We start from the raw sequence: 18,632 nt of genomic DNA on the forward strand, positions 1-18,632 counted from the left end.
GACCTGTCGGTGCCGCATGGCACGATCGGAGCCGGACGAGGTTTCCGCCCCCGGGGAGATGCGCGTGTTCTGGTTCTTGCTGCTCACGATGGTCGTGGTCGTCACCGCGGTCACCCTCGCGGTGGTCGGAGGCGGTGGGAGCGCGGTGCTCCAGGACGTACCGCCCGAGCGGTTCACCGACCCGCTGCCGGCCGCCCGCCCCGTCGGCCGGGCGGACATCGAGGCGCTGCGCCTGCCCATGGCCCTGCGCGGCTACCGGATGGTGGACGTCGACGAGGCGCTGTCCCGGCTCGGCGCCGAGCTGGCCGAGCGCGACGCCCGGATCGCGGAGCTGGAATCCACCCTGGCCGGGGCTCAGGCGGCCGCGGTGACGACGGGCACCGACCTGTTCAAGCAGCCCGGCGACCGGCCCGCGGCGGAACCGGCCGACCGCGCGGACGGCCCGGACGGCACCGAGGAGCACGGCCGATGAGCGGTGGAGCCGTGGCCGCCGCCGACGGCAGGCCGCGCTGCCCCTGGGGCCTGTCCACCGAGGACTACCTCGCCTACCACGACACCGAGTGGGGCCGGGCGGTCCACGGGGACGACGCCCTGTTCGAACGGCTCTGCCTGGAGGCCTTCCAGTCCGGGCTCTCCTGGCTCACGATCCTGCGCCGCCGCGACACCTTCCGTACCGCCTTCGAGGGATTCCGCATCGAGGCGGTCGCGAAGTTCACCGACACCGACCGGGAACGGCTCCTGGCCGACCCGGGGATCATCCGCAACAAGGCCAAGGTCGACGCGACCCTCGCCAACGCGAAGGTGCTCGCCGGCTGGCCGGCCGACGAGCTGGACGAGCTGATCTGGTCCTACGCCCCCGACCCGGCCGGCCGCCCCGCCCCGCGCACGCTGTCGGACGTCCCGGCCGTCACGCCGGAGTCCACCGCGCTCGCCAAGGCGCTGAAGAAGCGCTCGATCCGCTTCGTCGGCCCCACCACCGCCTACGCGCTGATGCAGGCCTGCGGACTGGTCGACGACCATCTCGCGGACTGCGTGGCGCGCGGCGGCGGTGTGCCCCGCTGAGGCGCGGCTACTTCCCGAGGTAGACGGGCTTCTCCTTCGCGAGGAACGCCTCCACCGCGATGGTGTGGTCCTGCGACGCGCCCGCCCGGGTCTGGAGTTCGTCCTCCTTCTCCAGCGTCTCGGCGAGCGTGTGCCCGGCGCCGTACGCCATCGACTCCTTCAGTGCCGCGTACGCCACCGTGGGCCCGGCGGCCAGGGTGCGGGCCACCTCCGCCGCCTGCTCGGCCAGCTCGGCCGCCGGGACGACCCGGTTGACGATCCCCAGCTCCAGCGCGTCCTGCGCGGAGATCGACCGGGGGAAGAACAGCAGATCGGCGGCGCGGCTCTGCCCGATCAGCCGGGGCAGGGTCCAGGACACGCCCGAGTCGGCGGTGAGTGCGACGCCCGCGAACGAGGTGTTGAAGGAGGCGGTGTCCGCGACCACCCGGTAGTCCGCCGCGAGCGCGAAACCGAACCCGGCCCCGGCCGCGACGCCGTTCACCCCGGCCACGACCGGCTTCGCCATCTCCGTGATCGCCCGCACGATCGGGTTGTAGTGCTCCCGCACCGTGCTCAGCGCGTTGCCGCCGCCCGAATCGCGGGTCGCCGCGAGCGTGGCGATGTGCTCCTTGAGGTCCTGGCCGACACAGAAGGCGCGCCCGGTGGCCGTGAGCAGCACCGCCCGGACCGCCGGGTCCGCCGACGCCTCCAGCAGCGCGTCCCGCAGCGCGACCTTCGCCGCCGTGCTCAGCGCGTTCATCGCGTCGGGTCGGTTGAGCGTGATCGTCGCGAGCCCCTCGCTCACGTCGTACAGAACGGTGTTCGCCTGCTCGTCGGCCATTCCGGTTTCCCCTCGCTGCTCGGGCGTCGTTGCTCCTTGCAGGCAAGCATGGCCGACGCCGACCGGGGCAGAGATGTGACCTGCGTCTAACAATTGGCTCTCACCTGGGGGTCCGGGGCGGCGCAGTATCGCAGCCGGATCGCCGAATTGGGTGGTTTTGGGAAAGCGCGTTGCGCAAGCGATGCAGACCGATGTTGGTCATCGGGGTCATTGATGCGGGATAATGGCGAAGAAGCAATGTGTTCGATGCCGGTGAGGCAGCGCCTGTCATGGGGCCGCCGGTTGCGATGAGCTGGTTTCAGGAAGGGGAACGAGCATGGCGGCCATGAAGCCGCGGACGGGCGACGGCCCGCTCGAGGTGACAAAGGAGGGGCGGGGCATCGTCATGCGCGTTCCGCTCGAAGGCGGCGGTCGGCTTGTTGTCGAGCTGACTCCGGACGAGGCCGATGCCCTCGGCGACGCGCTGAAGAAGGTCGTCGGCTGACGCGGAACGCCCATCACCTTCACGACTGCCCGGCACGGTCTCCGTGCCGGGCAGTCGTGCGTTCGCCCGTCCTCGGTTCCCGGTCCCGCGCCGCTCAGCCGCGCCGGACCGCGCAGAGCAGCCCGTCGCCGACCGGCAGCAGGGTCGACATCAGCTCCTGGCTCTCGCGCACCGCGCGCAGCAGCTCCCGCAGCCGCAGCACCTCGGCCGGCTGGGCCGCCGAGTCGACCGTACGGCCGTCCGCGAAGACGCCCTCGAAGCAGACCAGACCGCCCGGACGTAGCAGGCGCAACGATTCAGCGAGCACATCGAGGCTCTCCAGCCGGTCCCCGTCGCAGAAGACGAGGTCGTAACCGCCGTCCGCGAGCCGGGGCAGGACGTCCAGGGCGCGGCCGGGGATGAACCGGGCCCGGTTGGTGGCGAAACCCGCCGCGCGGAACGCCTCCCGGGCGAACTGCTGACGCTCGGGCTCGGGGTCCACCGTGGTCAGGACCCCGTCCGGCCGCATTCCGTGCAGGAGATAGATGCCGGACACGCCCGTGCCCGTGCCGATTTCCGCCACCGCTTTGGCGTCCGCGGCCGCGGCCAGCAGGCGCAGCGCGGCGCCGGTGCCCGGTGACACCGGGCGAAGCCCCAGCTCGCGAGCCCGCTCCCGGGCCACGTGCAGTGCTTCGTCCTCGGCGACAAAGGCGTCGGCGAACGCCCAGCTCGTCTGCCGGTTGGCGGTAATGACCCTCTCCTGTCCCCGTAGTTGGCGCAACGGTGACTGTATCCGCTGGACCCGGGAACCCGCAGATGGGACCGGGCGTTGTGCAAGGAGTGGGGAAAGCGCAGCGACCGGGTCCGCGGACCGGACCGGTGAGCTGGGTGAAAGTTCCGGGCGACGCCCGGCCCCAACAGGGAAAAAGGCTTATCCGGAGCTAACGGGCGAGGTGGCTATGGTAGGGGCTCCACTGGACACCACCAGAGCCGATAGGGGAGGTGCGGCTGCGCCTGTGGACCGGGGAGGGGTGCTGCGGCGCCTGCTCAGGTCGGCCGGTGAGCCGAAATCCGTGACCAACATTGCTGACCGTTCTTCCGAAGACTCCGCACCGACCGCGACCTTCGCCTCTGATGCGGACTCTCAGGCGTGGACCCCGCCCTCATGGGAAGAGATCGTCAGCACGCACAGCGGTCGCGTGTACCGCCTTGCCTACCGGCTGACGGGAAACCAGCACGACGCCGAGGACCTGACCCAGGAGGTCTTCGTCCGGGTGTTCCGCTCGCTGTCGACGTACACGCCCGGCACCTTCGAGGGCTGGCTGCACCGCATCACGACCAACCTCTTCCTGGACATGGTCCGGCGCAAGCAGCGCATCCGCTTCGACTCGCTCGGCGACGACGCGGCCGAGCGGCTGCCGAGCCGTGAGCCGTCCCCGCAGCAGATCTTCAACGACACCCACTTCGACGCCGACGTGCAGCAGGCGCTGGACACCCTCGCGCCCGAATTCCGTGCGGCCGTGGTCCTCTGCGACATCGAGGGCCTCAGTTACGAGGAGATCGCCGCCACCCTCGGGGTGAAGCTCGGGACCGTGCGCAGCCGGATCCACCGCGGCCGCTCGCATCTGCGCAAGGCGCTCAAGCACCGTTCGCCCGAGGCCCGCGCCGAGCAGCGCTCCCTGGCGGACGCGGTCCTGGCGGGGGAGGGCGGACTGGCGTGAGTGGCACAGGTCCGACCGGTCCCACCCCTGCCGAAGCGCACCTGGGGGACCGGCTCGCCGCGCTGGTCGACGGCGAGCTGAAACACGACGCCCGTGAGCGGGTCCTGGCCCACCTGGCGACCTGCGCCAAGTGCAAGGCCGAGGCCGACGCCCAGCGCCGCCTCAAGAGCGCCTTCGCCATGTCCGCCTCACCCTCGCCCTCCGAGGGGTTCCTGGCCCGCCTGCAGGGCCTTCCCGGGGGTCCCGGCGGTGACGACACCGGCTCCGGCGGACCGTTCGGCGGCCCGAGGCCCTTCGCCGACGAGTTCTTCCCCGGGCTGCGCCCCGCCGGCGGCAGCACCCGCGCCGACACCGCGCCCTCCCCGCTGGACGGTTTCGGCTACCTCCCCGCCACCCATGGCTCCACCGCCGTGCTGCGCGGCGGGGCCGCCTCCGGTTCGGCCTTCCGCATACACGAGGTGGGCCGGGACGCGGACCGCTCGCCCTGGCGCGGGCGGCGCTTCGCGTTCGCCGCGGCCAGCGCCGTCTCCCTCGCGGCCATCGCGCTGGGCGGCACCCTGCCGCTGGACTCCGGCCCCGAATCCTCCCTGCGCGCCGAAGGCGCCGGGAACAACGTCACCCCGCTCGACGCCGAGACCCGCGCCGAGAACGGCGCCACGGCGGTCAGCCGCCGGGGCGGCGGCGCCCTCGCGGTGACCGGCGAAGGCCGGGCTCCCGAGCGGCCGGGCACCGGCAGCGCCGGGACCGGGACGAACGCGGTGCCCCCGTCGCTCACCGGGACGACCCCGGTGGTTCCGGCCGTCACCCCTCCGGTGAACCGGCAGGGACCGCCGACCGCTCCGCCGCTGTTCGGCACTGCGGCCTCGGGCGGACACCCGGTCATGCTCCCCGTGCTGAACGTGTCCGTGCCGCCGCTGATACGCCCGGCGACCTCCGGCACCCCGCTGCTCGCGGCGGCGCTCGGCAGCGGTGCGGTGCCGAAGACGGTTCCCTCCTCGCTGCCCTCGGGGCCGTCCTCCGGCTCGCCCGCCAACGATCTGGCGAGCCCGCTTTCCCCCCGGCCCTGACGGGGCCCTGCGCAGGGTTTCGCAAACCTGGTTGAATTCCGGTGAGGGACGCCTCTGGGGGGGCGTACGACAGAGGCCAGTTGCGGGGAGAGCATGGACGACGGGAAGCCCACCGGGCCGCAGGCGAAGTGGTGGAGCCGCCCCACGGCGAGGCGTGCCGCCCACCCGGAGGCGGCGAGCGGCCCGGCCCCGGCCCCGGCGGGCGCCGCCCCGGCCCCCGCTGCCCCGGACCAGGCGCCGCCCGCGCCTGACTCCGCTGTGGCATCGGCTGTCCAGGACCAGGCTCCCGCCCCGGCCGACGAGCCCGGCGGGCAGGAGATTCCGCGGCCCCGGCCGTCCGGGCAGCCGCTGCACGAGCCCGACGAGTACAGCACCCCGCCCTACGGCGGTCCCGGTCCCTGGGCGCCCGCCCCGCCGGTGCAGCGGCCGACCCCGGCCCACGGCACCGTCGTACCGCCGGGGGCCGGAGGGCCGTCCCCGCAGTACCCCGCGACGAACGGCGCCGGAATTACGGTCCCGCCGTCGGCCCCCGCACCGCATCCCGCGCCCGCCGACGGCCACACGCCCCTGCACCCCCAGCCCGTAGGGGGCTTCGCTGCCCCGCATCCCGCGCCCGCCGACGGCTTCACGCCACCGCACCCCGCGCCCACGGACACCTACGCACCGCCGCCCCAGCCCCACGCGAACGCCCAGCACACGGCCGCGCACGGGCAGCAGCCCGCTCACCAGGCCCCTGGCCAGCAGCACCAGCAGACGCAGTGGCTCCAGTACGACCCCTGGGGCGCTCCGGGGCAGCCGTTCACCCGGCCCGGTCCCCCCGAGGGCGCCGAGCCCGGGCGGAAGAAGAAGCGGCGCGGCGGGGCCTTCGTGGGGGTGCTCCTGCTGGCCCTGGTCGCCAGCGGCATCGGCGGCGGAGTCGGCGCGTACATCGAGCGCAACGGCGGGCTGACCACCGTCGAACTGCCCCAGGCGGGCCGCGACAACGGCGACCGGGCCCCCGACAGCGTCGCCGGCATCGCCGCCAGCGCCCTGCCCAGCGTGGTCACCCTGCATGTCAGCGGCACCGCCGAGTCCGGCACCGGCACCGGCTTCGTCCTCGACGGCCAGGGCCACATCCTCACCAACAACCACGTCGTCGCCCCGGCCGGATCCAGCGGCGACATCACCGTCACGTTCAGCACCGGGGAGACGGCCTCCGCCGAGCTCGTCGGCAAGGACAGCGGCTACGACCTCGCGGTCGTCCGCGTCCGCGGGGTCTCCGGCCTCAAGCCCCTGCCCCTGGGCAACTCCGACAACGTCCGGGTCGGCGACCCCGTGGTGGCCATCGGCGCCCCCTTCGACCTGTCCAACACGGTGACCTCGGGCATCATCAGCGCCAAGCAGCGGCCGATCACCGCGGGCGGCGAGAAGGGCGACGGCAGCGACATCAGCTACGTCGACGCCCTCCAGACCGACGCCCCGATCAACCCGGGCAACTCCGGCGGCCCCCTCGTCGACTCCCAGGCCCACGTCATCGGCATCAACAGCGCCATCCGCGCCGCCGACAGCGGCGGAGGCCCCGAGTCCGGCGGCCAGTCCGGCTCCATCGGCCTCGGCTTCGCGATACCCATCAACCAGGGCAAGCGCGTCGCCGAGGAGCTGATCAGCACCGGCAAGGCCACCCACCCGGTGATCGGCGTCACGCTGGACATGAAGTACACCGGCGACGGGGCCAAGGTCGGCACGAAGGGCGCCGACGGCGGGCCCGCCGTCGCCAAGGACGGCCCCGCGGACAAGGCGGGCATCAAGTCCGGCGACGTCATCACGCAGGTCGAGGGCCAGCGTGTGCACAGCGGCGAGGAGCTGATCGTGAAGATCCGGGCCCACCGCCCCGGCGACGATCTCGACCTCAAGCTGACCCGCGGCGGCGAGGAACGGACCGTGACCCTGAAGCTCGGTTCGGCGAGCGGCACGTGATCCGGCATGTGAGCGCCACCGCGAGGTACCGCCCGGACACCTTCGACAGGTACCTTTGACCGGTCCGGGCAGCAGGGGGACCCGGGCCGCGATCGCACGGAGAACACGCGGAGAACACGAGGAGCAACAAGGTGTTCAATGACATCGGCGCACTGGAGCTGCTGACGCTCGGGGTGCTGGCCGTGCTGGTCTTCGGCCCCGACAAGCTGCCCAAGCTGATCCAGGACGTCACGCGCACCATTCGCAAGATCCGCGAGTTCTCGGACAGCGCCAAGGAAGACATCCGCACCGAGCTGGGCCCGCAGTTCAAGGACTTCGAGTTCGAGGACCTCAACCCCAAGACGTTCGTCCGCAAGCAGCTGATGGACGGCAACGACGACCTGGGGCTGAAGGAGATCCGCGAGAGCTTCGACCTGCGCAAGGATCTGGCCGACGTCACCGACGCGGTCAACGGCCGGACCCCGGCCGCGTCCGATACCGCCAACAGTGCGGCGAACGGCTCTGCGGGCGCGTCGTCCGGCACCCCCTCCACCAGCCTGACCAAGACCGGCGACACCGCTCCTGACCTGCTGAAGAAGGCTCCTTCGCCAGCTCAGCCCGAGCGCCCGCCGTTCGACTCCGACGCCACCTGAGCCCCGGTCAATCCCGACTCGTCCGGACGGTATCGCTATTCTCCATCTGTCCGGTTGCGAGGACGCCCAAGCCCGCGGGGGGCGGGCAGCTCCGGATCCTGACCGATCGAGGAGCGGCCGCGCACATGGAGACGACGAGTCGGATTGATACGGACGGTGTCCCGGGCACGGCCACGGCGGAGGAGCCGCAGGAGGCCCCGGCGGCCCGGAAGGCCGCCGACGGCTACCGGGCGGCGACCTTCCCCTGGTACGGGCTGGACGAAGCCTTCACGGGCCCGCGCTGGCTGATGCAGGTCGGCACCGCGGCCGACGGCACCGTGCAGCACGGAGCGACGGGGCACGGTGACGAGCCGTCGGTGAAGTCGGACGGCTCCGCCGACAAGGAGCGGTTCGCCGCGGTGATCACGGTGGCCGCTAGCCCCGTGCGGCGCAGCGGTGACGGTACGGGCGTGCTGGACGCCACCACGGTGTCCTCGGCGGCCTGGCTCGCGGGCTCCGGCCTGCTGGCGTACACCTGGCCGCCGCAGATGGACCACACCCTGCGCGACGACTGGCTGGACCAGCAGACCGAGACGGCGTTCACCCTCGCCGACGACCTCGGCAGCGCGCCCTGGACGACGCTCTCCCTGCCGGTGGACGGGGTTCCGGTGGAGTTCCACTACCGCGAGTCCGAGTTCGGCTGGGTCCTCGCCGGGTCCGCCCACGAGGGCGTGCACATCGGGGCGTACGGCCGGGGGATGAGCGCGTACGGCCTCGGCTTCGCAGTCATCAAGGACATCGGGACGTACGCGTAACGACGGCGGGAGCTGGAAGCACGACCAGCACGCGACAGGGCGGGCCGGATGACCACCGGCCCGCCCTGTCGTCCGTGTGTACCGACCCGGTGGGTCAGAACTTGTTGCGCGGGGTGATCCCCAGCGACATGCCCGACAGACCGCGCTGACGGCCGCCCAGCTTCGCCGCGATCGAGCGCAGCGCGCTGCCGGCCGGGGAGTCGGGGTCGGACAGGACGACCGGCTTGCCCTCGTCGCCGCCCTCGCGCAGCCGCAGGTCGATCGGGATCGCGCCGAGCACCGGCACCTCGGCGCCGATCGTGCGGGTCAGGCCCTCCGCGACCCGCGCGCCGCCGCCCGAGCCGAACACGTCGACCATCTCGTCGCAGTGCGGGCACGGCATGCCCGACATGTTCTCCACCACGCCGACGATCTTCTGGTGGGTCTGCACGGCGATCGAGCCGGCCCGCTCGGCGACCTCGGCCGCCGCCTGCTGCGGGGTCGTGACGACGAGGATCTCGGCGCCCGGCACGAGCTGCGCCACCGAGATGGCGATGTCGCCGGTGCCCGGCGGCAGGTCGAGCAGCAGGACGTCCAGGTCGCCCCAGTACACATCGGCGAGGAACTGCTGGAGCGCCCGGTGCAGCATGGGACCGCGCCACACCACGGGCTCGTTGCCCGGGGTGAACATGCCGATGGAGATGACCTTCACGCCGTGCGAGGACGGCGGCATGATCATGTTCTCGACCTGGGTGGGCTTGCCGTCCGCGCCGAGCATCCGGGGCACGCTGTGCCCGTAGATGTCGGCGTCCACGACGCCCACCTTCAGCCCGTCGGCCGCCATCGCCGCGGCGAGGTTCACCGTCACCGAGGACTTGCCGACGCCGCCCTTGCCGGAGGCGACCGCGTACACCCGGGTCAGCGAGCCGGGCTGGGCGAAGGGCACCTCGCGCTCGGCGGTGCCGCCGCGCAGCGAGCTCGCCAGGTCCTTGCGCTGTTCGTCGCTCATGACGTCGAGGGTCACGTCGACCCGCGAGACGCCCTCGACCCGGGCGACCGCGTCGGTCACGTTCCGGGTGATCGTGTCGCGCATCGGGCAGCCGGAGACCGTGAGATACACCGTGACAGCGACTACACCGTCAGGATCGATCTCGACCGATTTCACCATGCCCAGCTCGGTGATCGGGCGGTGGATCTCCGGGTCGTTCACTGTCGACAGTGCCTCAAGCACCGCGTCTTCCGTAGCCATACAGACGATGTTACGGCGCGCGGGCCTACGGACGGGTAGCCCGTCAGCGGTCGCCTTCGTCACTCTCGGCCGGGAACAGCACCTGCCGCTCCTCCATGTCCTTCACCATGTCCTGGAGCTCCGAGCGGATCCAGTCCCGGGTGGCGACCTCGCCCAGGCCCATCCGCAGGGCCGCGATCTCCCGCGTCAGGTATTCGGTGTCGGCGATGGAGCGCTCGTTCTGCTTGCGGTCCTGCTCGTGCGTGACCCGGTCGCGGTCGTCCTGCCGGTTCTGCGCGAGGAGGATCAGCGGCGCGGCGTACGAGGCCTGGAGCGAGAGCATCAGCGTCAGGAAGATGAACGGGTACTGGTCGAACCGCAGGTCCTTGGGCGCGAAGATGTTCCAGAGCACCCAGAGGATGATGATCAGCGTCATCCAGACGATGAACCGCCCGGTCCCGAGGAAGCGCGCGATCCGCTCCGAGAACCGGCCGAACGCCTCCGGGTCGTACTCCGGCAGCAGCCGCCGGCGCGGCGCCTTCGGCTGGTCCAGCCGGGTGCGCGGGGGCCGCACCAGACCGGAGGAACCGGTCGAGGACGCCTTGGCCCGCTCATCGCCCGCCACGATCGACCCCCTCCTCCCCGTGCAGATCCGTCAGGTCCGTCTCGCGCCAGTCGTCCGGCAGCAGATGGTCCAGGACGTCGTCCACGGTCACCGCGCCCAGCAGCGAACCGCTTTCGTCCACGACCGGGGCCGACACCATGTTGTACGCCGCCAGATAGCTGGTGACCAGCGGCAGCGGGGTGTCCGGCCGCAGCGGCACCAGATCGCTGTCCACGATCGAGCTGACCAGGGTGAACGGCGGATCGCGCAGCAGCCGCTGGAAGTGCACCGTGCCCAGGTACTTGCCCGTGGGGGTCTCGTCGGGCGAGCGGCACACGTACACCTGCGCGGCCAGCGCGGGCGACAGGTCCGCCTGCCGCACCCGGGCCAGCGCGTCCGCCACCGTGGCGTCCGGGCGCAGCACGATCGGCTCGGTCGTCATCAGACCGCCCGCCGTGCGCTCCTCGTACGACATCAGGCGGCGTACGTCGGCGGCGTCGTCCGGCCGCATCAGCGCCAGCAGCCGTTCCTTGTCGTCCTCCGGCAGCTCCGAGAGCAGGTCCGCCGCGTCGTCGGGGTCCATCGCCTCCAGGACGTCGGCGGCCCGTTCCTCGGCGAGCTTGCCGATGATCTCCACCTGGTCGTCCTCGGGCAGCTCCTCCAGGACGTCGGCGAGCCGGTCGTCGTCCAGGGCCGCGGCCACCTCCACCCGGCGCTTGGGCGAGAGGTGGTGCAGGGCGTTGGCCACGTCGGTGGGCCGCAGCCGCTCGAACGTGGCGACCAGGTTCTCCGCGCCCTGCCCGTGCTCCTCCAGGGAGAAGCCGCTCACCGCCGACCACTCCACCGTCAGCGTCTCGCCCTTGCGGCGCAGCGCCCCGCCGCGCCCCTTGCGGACGAAGTACTTGTCGATCTCCCAGTCGCGGCGGGCCGGCAGCTGCTGGATGGCCACGTCCAGGACGGTGACCTCCTCGTCGTCTTCCACCAGCCGGACCCGCCGGTCCAGGAACTCGCCGAGGACGAGCCGCTCGGTGGGCCGCTGTTCGAAGCGCCGCATGTTGACGACGCCGGTGGTGATGACCTGGCCGGACTCGACGCCCGTCACCCGGGTCATCGGCAGGAAGATCCGGCGGCGGCTGATCACCTCGACCACCAGGCCCAGGATGCGCGGCGGACGTCCGCCGACCCGCAACATCGCCACCAGGTCGCGGACCCGGCCGACCTGGTCGCCGTTGGGGTCGAAGACGGGCACCCCGGACAGGTGCGAGACGAAGACCCTGGGGGTGACCGCCGCCATCCGACGCCTCCTTCGTCCGTCCGTGTCCGTGTGGTCCCGTATCCGGCGGGAACCGGTTCGTCATCCGACCGGAACCGTTTCGTCCGGTCCGTGGCCGTGCGTCCCCGACCGTCCCGGTCCGCCGTCGCCGACCAGCGGATTTCGCCGGTACGCCGGGATCAGGCTAGCCCGTACCGCCGTGCCGCGCCCCGGCGGACCCGTCCGTACGGCTGGCTGCCGGACGGTGCGCGCTCCCCGGGTACGCTGCCGTCTGCTACCCCCGATCGCAGTGGAGAGGCAGTGCGCCCGTGACCTCTTTTGCCCCGGCCGTGCGGAACCATCGCCGGACCGCCCTCGCTCTCGTGCTGTGCGGAGGGCTCACCGTGGCCCTGGCCGCCTGCGGCACGGAGGAGGACCCGGACAAGGGGACCAACGGCGTCGCCAAACTCTCCGCCGCCCAGATCGACAAGAAGGCCAGAGCGGCGGCCGACGCGGCCAGCGCCGTACGCCTGTCGGGCACGCTCGTCAGCAAGGGCGGCACCTACGAGCTGGACATGAAGCTCAACGCCGAGGGCGGCATGGGCTCGGTGACTTCGAAGAAGCAGAGCTTCGCGCTGCTGCGGGTCGAAGACGAGCTGTACCTCAAGGCGCCCGCCGAGTTCTGGACCCATGAGGGCAGCGGGGGCGAGAGCGAGACCGCCGACGCGGCGGCCGCCGACAAGCTGGGCGGCAAATACGTGAAGGTCCCCGAGGGCGACCCCAGCTACCGCCTGCTGCGCGGTTTCACCGACAAGAAGGTCCTGCTCGACGGGCTCCTCGCGCTCCACGGCACGCTCAACAAGGGCGGCCGGGACACGGTCGCCGGGCAGCGCACCATCCAGATCCTCGGCGGCAAGGGGGAGGGCGGGGCCTTCGACGTCTCGCTGGAGAAGGAGCCGTATCCGGTACGGGTGGCCCGCGGCGGCGGCGGGGGAACGGTCTCGCTGGCCGACTGGGGTCAGGCCTTCCCGCTGGCGGCCCCCGAGAAGGACGACACCGTCGACTACGGCGGCCAGCTCCCCAAGTCCTCCGGCTGAGCCCCGGGCCCGGCCCCGCTCAGCCCTTCCGGCGGCGCTTCAGCAGCAGCCGGGGGACCGCTGCCGGGACGGGCTCCCGGGTGGCGGCCGCGGTCGGCAGCGGAACGGCCGCCAGCGAGGTGTCCGGCAGCGCGGTGCTCACCGCCTCGGGCGTCAGCCGCACCACCGTGCACGTGCGCGCCCACCGCTCGGGCATCTCCTCGGCGTCCGGCGCGTTCAGCCGCTTGCCCTTCAGCTCGGCGACCGCCGCCTCCCACTCCTCGGAGCGCGGCGCCAGGAAACGTACCGCCGCACTCCAGGCGACGATCCGGCCGCCCTTGTCCTTGCTGCGTACGGTCACCTCGGCGCGGCCCCCGTCGGCCAGGCCCTCCGGCAGCGGCTGCTCGCCGGGGCCGCCGCCGACCAGGAGCGCCGCGCCCTCGTGCCAGACGTGCCAGACGGCACGGGCGGGCCCGGAGCCCCGGACCCAGACCAGGCCCGACTTCTTGGTGGCCTCCTCGGCGAGGGCCCGCTCCAGCAGGCCGGCGGCGGCGTCGGTCGCGGCGGCGTCAGTCATGGGGGCGAGCTTAGACGGGCCTCAAGGCTTCTCGTCCAGATCGGGCCGTGCTCACAGCCAGCCGTTGCGCTTGAGGATGCGGTGGATCGAGAAACAGACCACCCCGATGACGCCGAGCACCAGCGGATAGCCGAACTTCCACTCCAGCTCCGGCATGTAGTCGAAGTTCATGCCGTAGACCCCGCAGATCATGGTCGGCACGGCGATGATCGCCGCCCAGGAGGTGATCTTGCGCATGTCCTCGTTCTGCGTGACCGTCGCCTGCGCCAGATTGGCCTGGAGGATCGAGTTCAGCAGCTCGTCGAAGCCGAGGACCTCTTCCTGGACCCGGGCGAGGTGGTCGGCGACATCGCGGAAGTACTTCTGGATGTCGGGGTCGATGAGCCGCATCGGACGCTCGCTCAGCAGCTGCATGGGCCGCAGCAGCGGGGACACGGCCCGCTTGAACTCCAGCACCTCGCGCTTGAGTTGGTAGATCCGGCCCGCGTCGGAGCCGCGTGCGGAGCCCTTCGCCGGGGTGGAGAAGACATCGATCTCGACCTCGTCGATGTCGTCCTGCACGGCCTCGGCCACCGCGATGTACCCGTCCACCACATGGTCGGCGATGGCGTGCAGCACGGCGGACGGTCCCTTGGCGAGCAGCTCCGGATCGTCCTGGAGGCGGTGGCGCAGGGCGCGCAGGGAGCCCTGGCCGCCGTGCCGGACGGTGATGACGAAGTCCCGGCCGGTGAAGCACATCACCTCACCGGTCTCCACGACCTCGCTGGTCGCGGTCAGTTCGGCGTGCTCCACGTAGTGGATCGTCTTGAAGACGGTGAACAGCGTGTCGTCGTACCGCTCCAGCTTGGGCCGCTGGTGGGCGTGGACGGCGTCCTCCACCGCCAGCGGGTGCAGTCCGAACTCCCGGGCGATACCCGCGAATTCGGCCTCCGTCGGCTCGTGCAGACCGATCCAGGCGAAGCCGCCCTCCTCCCGCACCTGGAGCATCGCCTCGTGCGGGGTCGGGGTGGCGGGCGTCACCAGCCGGCGGCCGTCGCGGTAGACCGCGCAGTCGACGACGGCGCTGGAGGCGGACGGGTCGCGGGTGGTGTCGTACGCGCTGTAAGGGGCGCTGTTCTTACGGAGGGACGGGCGCAGGGAGGACGGGCGCACGGCGGCGCGCAGGTCACGGATCATCGACATGGCTGGCTCCTTCACGGAGGGCCGTCGGCGAGGGCGTGGAACAGCCCGGAATGGGGACGTGGGCTCACGTCCGCAAAGCGGGCTCCACCGCGCGGGCGCGATGACGGCGTTCGCTACAGACAGGCAAAATGCGCTACAGGCAGGCAGGAACGAAGGGCTCTTCCGTCACGCGAACCGCTGTCGGGGAGTCGTCCGGACACGACGGCGATGTCGGCCCGGGCGACCGACGAGAAGTGTCGGATCAGCGGGAAAGGTGAGGCTCGGAAGAGCGGTCGGTACTGCACGGTCGACTTGGATCCATAGCAGTCCCCACCTCCTCCGGCCGGTCCCCCGTGGGGGACGACGTGTCGTCGGGACGAAGAAGAGCGACGCTTCTGCGTGCTGTCCCGACCGGCGGCCAGGCTATCAGCCGCTCAAGGCCCAATCCCGTACTTTGCCCATTCACTACGCGATCTATGCTCGCCGCATGGCAGAAATTCTCGCGCTGGTCGAGGCCCGGCTCCGTTCCGCCCTCGGGGAACCGGACGCCCGCGCCGATGTCACGTTCCTCGGCACGGACCGCATCGAGGTGCTGCGCTTCCTCGACGGCGACATCGTGCGCTACGCGACGCTCGGCATGTCGGGCGCGCCGATGGCCGATCCCACCTCCCCGCTCGCCGACCCGGTGAAGGGCCCCCGCGCCGAGCTGGTCCTCTCCGTACGGGGCGGGCTCGCCGACACCGACCAGGTGCTGCGCCCGCTGGCCGTGCTGGCCGCCTCCCCGCAGGTCGAGGGGCTGATCGTGGCCCCGGGCGCCTCGCTGGACCTGGGGGAGCCGCTGTGGACCGGGGCGCCGTTCACCTCGGTGCTGGTCGCGGAGTCCGGCGGTCTGGTGGAGGACCTGGAGCTGGACGAGCCGATGGAGCCGGTGCGCTTCCTGCCGCTGCTGCCGATGACGCACAACGAGGCCGCCTGGAAGCGGGTGCGCGGCGCGCAGGAGCTCCAGGAGCGGTGGCTGACGCACGGTACGGACCTGCGCGACCCGCTGCGCACGTCCGTACCGCTGGACTGACCGGTCCCCCTGAGGAGGCGTCAGTCGGCGAACACCGTCACGCTGTCCTCCATCGCGTGGACCGGCTCCAGCTCCTCGGCCTCGTGGGTCAGGGCCGTACGCCGTACTCCCACGACGGCGGCTCCGGCGAGGGCGGCGAGCGCGGCGACGACGAACGGGACGTGGATGTCGGTCCACTCCTCGATCTTCGGGGCGAGGAAGGGGGCGGCCGCCGCGGCGAACCAGCGGACGAAGTTGTAACCGGCGCTGGCCACCGGGCGCGGGGCGTCGGAGACCCCGAGGGCCAGTTCGGTGTAGACGGTGTTGTTCATGCCGATGAACGCGCCGGAGACGATCGTGGCGACGATCGCCGTGGTGTGGCTGCCGTACCCGAGGACCAGCAGGTCGGCGGCGAGCAGCACCAGCGAGCCCCCGAGCACCTTGAGCGAGCCGAAGCGGCGCTGGAGGCGCGGGGCGACCAGCACGGAGAAGACGGCGAGCAGCAGACCCCAGGCGAAGAAGACCGCGCCCGACTTGTACGGGGTCATGTCCAGCACGAACGGTGTGAAGGCCAGGATCGTGAAGAAGGCGTAGTTGTAGAAGAACGCCGAGGCAGCCACCGAGGCCAGGCCACCGTGGCCCAGCGCCTTCACGGGATCGAGCAGTGAGGTCTTGACGGCGGGCTTCGGCTGCTCCTTGAGGAACGCGGCGATGCAGAGGAAACCGATCGCCATCAGCGCCGCCGTACCGAAGAACGGGTAGCGCCAGCTGGCGTCCCCCAGCAGCGCGCCGAGCAGCGGCCCGCACGCCATGCCGAGGCCGAGCGCCGACTCGTACAGCAGGATCGCCGCCGCGCTGCCGCCCGCCGCCGCTCCGACGATCACCGCGAGGGCCGTCGAGACGAAGAGGGCGTTGCCCAGGCCCCAGCCGGCCCGGAAGCCGACGAGTTCGGCGACGGAGGACGAGGTGCCGGAGAGCGCGGCGAAGACGATCACGAGCGCGAGACCGGCCAGCAGCGTCTTGCGGCCGCCGATGCGGCTGGAGACGAAGCCGGTGACCAGCATCGCGAAGGCGGTGATCAGGAAGTACGAGGTGAACAGCAGCGACACCTGGCTCGCCGAGGCGTTCAGCCCCTGGGCGATGGACGGCAGGATCGGGTCCACCAGGCCGATCCCCATGAAGGCCACGACCGAGGCGCCCGCCGTGGCCCAGACGGCTTTCGGCTGGCGCAGGATGCCGCCTCCGGTCGCTCCTTCGTCGAACGGATCCTCTTCCCGCATGGGCTCTCTCCTTCTTCCTCGGCCCCATCAGATCGATGCGTTATGCACAGAATAAGTTAGACAATCTAATAAATGCAAGCTACATCTACTTTCCCGGCTCAAGGCCACGCTGCGGACGGGTGATCGTCCTTGACGGGAGGACCGGCGGGGAGGACGGTTGGTCCTTATGAGGGGCGAACCCAGTTGCCCGAAGTGCGGTGGCCGGGTCAGGGCGCCCGGTCTCTTCGCCGACGCCTGGCAGTGCTCCGTGCACGGCCAGGTCCACCCGATGCAGCCGGTCGTCCCGCCCAGCGTCGAGGCGCTCGGCGTCGTGGTGCACCGCACCCAGGTCCCCGTCTGGATGCCTTGGCCGCTCCCCGTGGGCTGGCTGTTCACCGGGGCCGCCAGTGCGGGCGACGACCGCAGCGGCGGACGCGCGAGCGCCGTGGCCTGCTCCGGACCCGGTCCGCTGGGCGGGATGGGCGAGCTGCTGCTCGTCGCCGAGGAGCTCGGCGTCGGACTCGGTGCCCGGTACGCCGGCATCGAGGGCCCCGACCCCGGCCACCACCTGAACGTCGACTCCGCCCCCGACGCCAAGGTCCATGCCGCCGGCCGCCCCACCCCGCTCTGGCACGTCCGGAACGCCCCGGAGGACCGCGCCGTGTTCGCCGGCGAGGCGCGGGGCCTGTGGCTCTGGGCGATCCTGTGGCCGGAGCAGTCGGGGCTCCTGATGTACGACGAACTCGTCCTGACCGATCTGCGGGACGCCGGGGGAGAGGTGGACCTCGTCCCCTGCGGCGCGCTCACCCCGCGCCTGCTCACCGCCCCGGAGGCGCCGCCCCGGCAGGGCAAGAGCGAGCGGTAGATCACGTCGGGCAGGGCGCTTTCGCGGCCTGAGGCCTGGCCTGCGACGGTTATCCTTGAGCGGTCCCCCGTCCGCCCGCGAGCCCCGGAGTCAGCCGTCGTGCGTATCGACCTGCACACCCACTCCACCGCGTCGGACGGTACGGACACCCCCGCCGAGCTGGTCGCCAACGCCGCCGCCGCGGGTCTGGACGTCGTCGCGCTCACCGACCACGACACCGTGGGCGGCCACCAACAGGCCATCGACGCGCTGCCCGAGGGGCTCACCCTCGTCACCGGCGCCGAACTCTCCTGCCGCGTCGACGGCGTGGGCATGCATCTGCTCGCCTACCTCTTCGACCCGGCCGACGCCGAGCTGGAGCGCGCCCGGGAGCTCGTCCGCGACGACCGGGTGCCGCGCGCCCAGGAGATGGTCCGCAAGCTGCGCGCCCTCGACGTCCCCATCACCTGGGAGCAGGTCGCCCGCATCGCCGGGGACGGCTCGGTCGGCCGCCCGCACGTCGCTGCCGCCCTCGTCGAACTCGGCGTCGTCCCCACCGTCTCCGACGCCTTCACGCCCGACTGGCTGGGCAACGGCGGCCGGGCGTACGCCGAGAAGCACGAGTTCGACCCCTTCGAGGCCGTCCGCCTGGTGAAGGCGGCGGGCGGCGTCGCCGTCTTCGCCCACCCGGGCGCGGTGAAACGCGGCGCGGTCGTCCCCGAGTCCACGATCGTCGCCCTCGCGGAGGCGGGCCTCGACGGCATCGAGGTCGACCACATGGACCACGACGAGCCCACCCGGGCCCGGCTGCGCGGCCTCGCCCGCGAACTGGGGCTGCTCACGACCGGCTCCAGCGACTACCACGGCAGCCGGAAGACCGTCGAGCTCGGCGCGTACACCACCGATCCCGAGATCTACGGCGAGATCACCCGGCGCGCGACCGGAGCCTTCCCGGTGCCGGGCGCCGGTGGAGCCGTCCGCCGCTGAGGCCCCGAGCTCTTCCGCCGCACCACGTTTCTCTCCCCGCGCCCCCGTGCGTACCGTCGCGTGCCCGACGCACCGCGACGCCCGCTGCCCGGACCCGCG

The 18,632-nt window shown here is 72.1% G+C and carries 20 protein-coding genes; 12 read left to right on the forward strand and 8 right to left on the reverse strand.

Going from position 1 to position 18,632, the window contains the following annotated elements:
• Nucleotides 1–58: 58 nt before the first annotated feature.
• Both IE134_RS28615 and IE134_RS28620 read left to right on the forward strand, forming a co-directional pair.
• Nucleotides 59–472: a hypothetical protein gene (locus IE134_RS28615; RefSeq protein WP_030716850.1), complete on the forward strand. Its 414-nt coding sequence runs from the start codon at nt 59–61 to the stop codon at nt 470–472.
• Nucleotides 469–1,062, forward strand: a complete 594-nt coding sequence (locus IE134_RS28620; RefSeq protein ID WP_189432130.1) for a DNA-3-methyladenine glycosylase I — start codon at nt 469–471, stop codon at nt 1,060–1,062. The genes IE134_RS28615 and IE134_RS28620 overlap by 4 nt, the downstream gene beginning before the upstream one ends.
• 7 nt (nt 1,063–1,069) lie before the next feature.
• Here IE134_RS28620 and chcB read toward each other — a convergent pair whose 3' ends face one another.
• Nucleotides 1,070–1,882, reverse strand: a complete 813-nt coding sequence (gene chcB, locus IE134_RS28625; RefSeq protein WP_189432132.1) for a 2-cyclohexenylcarbonyl CoA isomerase — start codon at nt 1,880–1,882, stop codon at nt 1,070–1,072.
• A 316-nt stretch (nt 1,883–2,198) separates the two neighbouring features.
• Between chcB and IE134_RS28630 the strand changes: the two genes are divergently transcribed.
• On the forward strand, nt 2,199–2,366 hold the full coding sequence (locus IE134_RS28630) for a DUF3117 domain-containing protein (protein WP_003966491.1): 168 nt from the start codon (nt 2,199–2,201) through the stop codon (nt 2,364–2,366).
• Nucleotides 2,367–2,460: 94 nt separating this feature from the next.
• On the opposite strand, the gene IE134_RS28635 is transcribed toward IE134_RS28630, so the two are convergent.
• Nucleotides 2,461–3,126: an O-methyltransferase gene (locus IE134_RS28635; protein WP_078566537.1), complete on the reverse strand. Its 666-nt coding sequence runs from the start codon at nt 3,124–3,126 to the stop codon at nt 2,461–2,463.
• Between the two features lie 178 nt (nt 3,127–3,304).
• On the opposite strand from IE134_RS28635, the gene sigE reads away from it, so the two are divergent.
• The 5 genes from sigE to IE134_RS28660 all read left to right on the forward strand — a co-directional run bounded on the left by sigE (nt 3,305) and on the right by IE134_RS28660 (nt 8,515).
• On the forward strand, nt 3,305–4,066 hold the full coding sequence (sigE, locus tag IE134_RS28640) for an RNA polymerase sigma factor SigE (RefSeq protein ID WP_172593797.1): 762 nt from the start codon (nt 3,305–3,307) through the stop codon (nt 4,064–4,066).
• Nucleotides 4,063–5,133, forward strand: coding sequence for an anti-sigma factor family protein (locus IE134_RS28645; protein ID WP_030716842.1), 1,071 nt, complete (start codon nt 4,063–4,065; stop codon nt 5,131–5,133). The genes sigE and IE134_RS28645 overlap by 4 nt, the downstream gene beginning before the upstream one ends.
• Nucleotides 5,134–5,226: 93 nt before the next feature.
• On the forward strand, nt 5,227–7,089 hold the full coding sequence (locus IE134_RS28650) for a S1C family serine protease (protein ID WP_189432134.1): 1,863 nt from the start codon (nt 5,227–5,229) through the stop codon (nt 7,087–7,089).
• A gap of 131 nt (nt 7,090–7,220) precedes the next feature.
• Entirely contained in the window at nt 7,221–7,721 is a 501-nt protein-coding gene (locus IE134_RS28655) for a sec-independent translocase (RefSeq protein WP_030716837.1), read from the forward strand.
• 125 nt (nt 7,722–7,846) lie between these two features.
• Complete coding sequence (locus IE134_RS28660) at nt 7,847–8,515, forward strand: hypothetical protein (protein WP_030716836.1); 669 nt, start codon at nt 7,847–7,849, stop codon at nt 8,513–8,515.
• A 94-nt stretch (nt 8,516–8,609) separates the two neighbouring features.
• Here IE134_RS28660 and IE134_RS28665 read toward each other — a convergent pair whose 3' ends face one another.
• From IE134_RS28665 to IE134_RS28675, 3 genes are read right to left on the reverse strand one after another with little or no spacing between them, the layout of a single operon-like run.
• Nucleotides 8,610–9,743 (reverse strand): Mrp/NBP35 family ATP-binding protein, encoded by a 1,134-nt coding sequence (locus tag IE134_RS28665; protein ID WP_030716834.1) that lies wholly within the window; start codon nt 9,741–9,743, stop codon nt 8,610–8,612.
• Between the two features lie 43 nt (nt 9,744–9,786).
• Nucleotides 9,787–10,347: a DUF1003 domain-containing protein gene (locus tag IE134_RS28670; protein ID WP_030716831.1), complete on the reverse strand. Its 561-nt coding sequence runs from the start codon at nt 10,345–10,347 to the stop codon at nt 9,787–9,789.
• Nucleotides 10,334–11,620, reverse strand: coding sequence for a magnesium transporter MgtE N-terminal domain-containing protein (locus IE134_RS28675; protein ID WP_030716828.1), 1,287 nt, complete (start codon nt 11,618–11,620; stop codon nt 10,334–10,336). Before IE134_RS28675 ends, IE134_RS28670 begins: the two co-directional genes overlap by 14 nt.
• Before the next feature lie 287 nt (nt 11,621–11,907).
• Between IE134_RS28675 and IE134_RS28680 the strand changes: the two genes are divergently transcribed.
• Entirely contained in the window at nt 11,908–12,675 is a 768-nt protein-coding gene (locus IE134_RS28680) for a hypothetical protein (protein WP_030716825.1), read from the forward strand.
• A 19-nt stretch (nt 12,676–12,694) separates the two neighbouring features.
• Here IE134_RS28680 and IE134_RS28685 read toward each other — a convergent pair whose 3' ends face one another.
• Both IE134_RS28685 and IE134_RS28690 read right to left on the reverse strand, forming a co-directional pair.
• A complete protein-coding gene (locus tag IE134_RS28685; RefSeq protein ID WP_189432136.1) occupies nt 12,695–13,231 on the reverse strand; it encodes a hypothetical protein in 537 nt (178 codons plus the stop codon).
• 51 nt (nt 13,232–13,282) lie between these two features.
• A complete protein-coding gene (locus IE134_RS28690; protein ID WP_030716818.1) occupies nt 13,283–14,413 on the reverse strand; it encodes a magnesium and cobalt transport protein CorA in 1,131 nt (376 codons plus the stop codon).
• Between the two features lie 466 nt (nt 14,414–14,879).
• On the opposite strand from IE134_RS28690, the gene IE134_RS28695 reads away from it, so the two are divergent.
• Nucleotides 14,880–15,464 (forward strand): suppressor of fused domain protein, encoded by a 585-nt coding sequence (locus IE134_RS28695; RefSeq protein WP_030716815.1) that lies wholly within the window; start codon nt 14,880–14,882, stop codon nt 15,462–15,464.
• A gap of 20 nt (nt 15,465–15,484) precedes the next feature.
• Here the strand turns inward: IE134_RS28695 and IE134_RS28700 are convergent, their stop codons facing one another.
• On the reverse strand, nt 15,485–16,723 hold the full coding sequence (locus tag IE134_RS28700) for an MFS transporter (RefSeq protein WP_030716813.1): 1,239 nt from the start codon (nt 16,721–16,723) through the stop codon (nt 15,485–15,487).
• Nucleotides 16,724–16,889: 166 nt separating this feature from the next.
• On the opposite strand from IE134_RS28700, the gene IE134_RS28705 reads away from it, so the two are divergent.
• Both IE134_RS28705 and IE134_RS28710 read left to right on the forward strand, forming a co-directional pair.
• Complete coding sequence (locus tag IE134_RS28705; protein ID WP_010061611.1) at nt 16,890–17,567, forward strand: DUF6758 family protein; 678 nt, start codon at nt 16,890–16,892, stop codon at nt 17,565–17,567.
• Between the two features lie 99 nt (nt 17,568–17,666).
• Nucleotides 17,667–18,533, forward strand: a complete 867-nt coding sequence (locus IE134_RS28710) for a PHP domain-containing protein (RefSeq protein WP_030716810.1) — start codon at nt 17,667–17,669, stop codon at nt 18,531–18,533.
• Nucleotides 18,534–18,632: the final 99 nt, after the last annotated feature.

The organism is Streptomyces rubiginosohelvolus (genome assembly GCF_014649875.1).
Classification (GTDB): Bacteria; Actinomycetota; Actinomycetes; order Streptomycetales; family Streptomycetaceae; genus Streptomyces; species Streptomyces rubiginosohelvolus.